Here is a 3,423-nt window from a genome sequence, read left to right on the forward strand (position 1 = left end):
TATACGACTGAATGAAGATAAATTACCGGAATCTTCATTCAGTCTTTTTCGTTCCTCTTTTAGGCATGTCCCTTGGTCTACTGCCGGATACTATCTGGACAAGCGGCTGACATTCACTTTTGACCCGCTGTTTCATGCAGGCTGCTACTATGTGCAGGAGGCTTCGTCTATGTTTGTGGAGCAGGCTTTGAGGCGGTATGTGGGCGAAGGACCGGTGGTGATGCTTGACCTCTGTGCGGCTCCCGGCGGGAAATCCACGCATGCCCGTAGCGTGTTGCCCGCAGGCAGTCTGCTGGTGGCCAATGAGGTAATCCGCAACCGCTCGCAGGTATTGGCGGAGAATCTTACGAAGTGGGGGCATTCCGGTGTGGTGGTCACTAATAATGACCCGGCAGATTTTTCTTCCTTGACGGACTTCTTCGACGTCATATTGACGGATGTCCCCTGCTCTGGCGAGGGGATGTTCCGTAAAGACCCCGTTGCGGTAAGTGAGTGGAGTGGGGAGAATGTGGAAATCTGCTGGCAGCGCCAGCGTCGCATCGTTACGGATATCTGGCCTTGCTTGAAGTCCGGAGGCATTCTCATCTACAGTACTTGTACCTATAATACAAAGGAAAACGAAGAGAACATCCGTTGGATACGGGATGAATTCGGGGCGGAGGTATTGCCGTTGGAAATTTCTACTGACTGGAATATTACGGGTAATCTATTGTCGGGAGAGGACTTTCCCGCCTATCGTTTCCTGCCCCATCGGACGAAGGGGGAAGGATTCTTTTTGGCAGTTCTCCGCAAACCGGGCGTGAGCGATGGGAATACCTGGGCCGGGCAGGTGAAATCCTGGGAAAAAGGAAGAAAACCTCAAGGAAAAGGAGCGAAAACTCCGGGTGTTTCCAAAGAACAGCTTTCGGCACTGCATGAGTGGTTTGCGGTTCCGGATAATTACGAATTTATCGTCAATGGCAACAACGTCAGCGCTTTCCCTAAAGCGTATCTCTCCGAACTGTCGGCTTTGCGTTCGTCACTCCGTATCGTGCAGGCTGGGGTAGATGTTGCCGAGTTGAAAGGAAAAGACTGGATGCCTGCTCATGGGCTCGCCATGAGTATAGCACTGAATCCGGATGCCTTTGCCCATGAAGAGATAGGCCGCGAGCAGGCCATCAGCTATCTGCGCAAGGAGGCTGTTGTCCTTTCGGAGACTGCTCCGCGCGGCATTGTCTTGCTCACCTACAAACAGATACCTCTAGGATTTGTCAAGAATATAGGTAACCGTGCCAATAATCTTTATCCCCAGGAATGGCGCATACGCAGCGGATATTTGCCGGAAGGGGTGCTGGAATTGGCAACAATAACCGGGTGAAATCAATCACGTTACTGCAAAGCTGCTGTATATATTTTGCAGTAGCACTGCAGAGCTGTTGCAGTGACACTGCAAATATATATGCAGCGCGACTGCAACACATATGCAGTGGTGCTGCAACACATATGCAGTGCGACTGCAAAAAATATGCAGAACTTTGCAGTATGATAATAGAGTAGGAATGTACTATTTTTTATTGTTTCTTCAATGCAGTATTTTGTTTGTTCAAGCATTTTCTATATATAGATAACTGTTTTAAAACTAATACTATTTGCTTATGCTTAAAAAAACGATTACTGCCTTAAGCCTACTTTGTATCCTTGCAGCCTGCCAGAGTGACGACAACTCTTCACCACAACCCAAGCCTCGCAAAGACATTGCCTTGACCCGTGCCGAGCAGGAGATGATGGATTTAGGAACGGATTTCGCTTTCCGTTTCTTTAATCAGGTTTGTAAAACTGAGGTGGAAAAGCCCAATCTGTTCATCTCTCCTTTGAGCGCTTCGCTCTGTCTGTCTATGATTGCCAATGGAGCGTTGGGAAACACACTATCTGAGATGACAGATGTCCTGGGCTTTTCGGGCTATTCGTTGGAAGAAATGAACAACTATAATAAGAAGCTGGTGGAGGCGTTGCTCGATTTGGACAATACCACACAGTTGGGAATTGCCAATTCCATCTGGATAAAGAAAGGGTTCGGTGTTCATGACGACTTTGTAAGCGTAAACAAAAAGATGTATGACGCGCAAGTGCAGGAGCTGGATTTTGCCTCTCCCAAGGCTCCGGACATTATAAACGGCTGGTGTGCCGGGAAAACGAATAATTGCATCCCCAAAGTCTTGAATGAGATTCCGGAGACGGCGCGTCTTTATCTGTTGAATGCGCTTTATTTCAAGGGGATTTGGAAGAATCAATTCAAAAAATCGGATACGGCAGAAGAGGCTTTTACGAATGCTGACGGAAGCAAATCGACTGTACACATGATGAATCTTCGTGACGAGAGATTCAACTATGCCGAGAATGAGTATTTCTCAATGGCAGAGTTGCCTTACGGCAATGAGGCTTTCAGTATGGTGGTGCTCTTGCCGGCAGAGGGAAAATCGTTGGATGAGTGCCTGCCGCAGCTGAATGACGAGCGCTGGGGGGAATGGAACAGTAGTTTATCAAGCTCTGCCTTGAACCTTAAGTTACCCCGGTTTGAAATGGAATATGATAAAGAACTCATTGACGATATGATGGCAATGGGAATGCAGGAGGCTTTTACTCCATCGGCCGATTTTTCCGGAATGGCGGATGAGGATTTGTTTATCAGTTTGCTGCAACAGTTCACTTATGTGAAAGTGAATGAAGAGGGGACGGAAGCTGCGGCTGTAACTGTCGGAGGAATGGACGTGGCCGCTCCCGGACCAAGTACGGTAATTCCGTTCTATGTGGACCGTCCTTTCATCTTTCTGATAAAGGAGAAGAGTACGGGAGTTATTCTGTTTATGGGTAAAGTCACAAAACTATAACTACAATATATTGAAATAGAAAGAGCTGTCTGTCAACCGCAGACAGCTCTTTCTATTTATAACCGGCTCTTGTATATCTGTGCCATTGCCTTCTGATACTGGTTTTCCAGTTGCAGGAGGTTTGTCTTGCTTTGATAGACAACCGATATTTCAACGAAGTATTCAATCATACTGATTTGTCCTCCCATAAGTGCTTGTTTCAGTAAAGAAAGGTCTTGCTGTTGATGGAAGGTGCGCTCGTATTCCTCCATGGAAGCGTGCAGGTTCTTGGCCTCTTCATAGAGTTGCCACAAGGCAGAGCTGGCTTGCAGTGCGGCGTTCTCCTTTTGGTAGTCAATGTTGAGCGCTTGTGTCTTGGCTATCTTGACCTTATTGCGGTTTTCGAAAAGCGGGAAAGAGAAGCCTACTACTACACCGTTTAGCGGATGCCCCGATTCGGTATTTCTACGGTAACCCAGTTCCAGTTTGGGCAGCCAGCCTTGCTTGCTTGCCGAAATCTGTTTCCGGGCGGCAGAACTTTCACCCTGCAAGGATTGCAGGGTGGGGTCTGAAGCCA

General features: G+C 47.8%; 3 protein-coding genes. 2 read left to right on the forward strand and 1 reads right to left on the reverse strand.

The window, feature by feature from the left end:
- Together ABUA47_RS08390 and ABUA47_RS08395 are read left to right on the forward strand one after the other, a co-directional pair.
- Window positions 1-1,357, forward strand: a 1,357-nt coding sequence (locus tag ABUA47_RS08390; RefSeq protein WP_349831524.1) for a methyltransferase RsmF C-terminal domain-like protein, incomplete at its 5' end; no start/stop codon positions are given.
- A gap of 277 nt (window positions 1,358-1,634) precedes the next feature.
- Window positions 1,635-2,867, forward strand: coding sequence for a serpin family protein (locus ABUA47_RS08395; protein WP_005827075.1), 1,233 nt, complete (start codon window positions 1,635-1,637; stop codon window positions 2,865-2,867).
- A gap of 56 nt (window positions 2,868-2,923) precedes the next feature.
- Here the strand turns inward: ABUA47_RS08395 and ABUA47_RS08400 are convergent.
- A partial coding sequence (locus tag ABUA47_RS08400; RefSeq protein WP_349831525.1) for a TolC family protein occupies window positions 2,924-3,423 on the reverse strand: 500 nt, incomplete at its 5' end.

The sequence above is a fragment of the Bacteroides sp. RTP31139st1_H2_RTP31139_211217 genome, from assembly GCF_040227615.1.
In the GTDB taxonomy this organism is placed as follows: Bacteria; Bacteroidota; Bacteroidia; order Bacteroidales; family Bacteroidaceae; genus Bacteroides; species Bacteroides uniformis.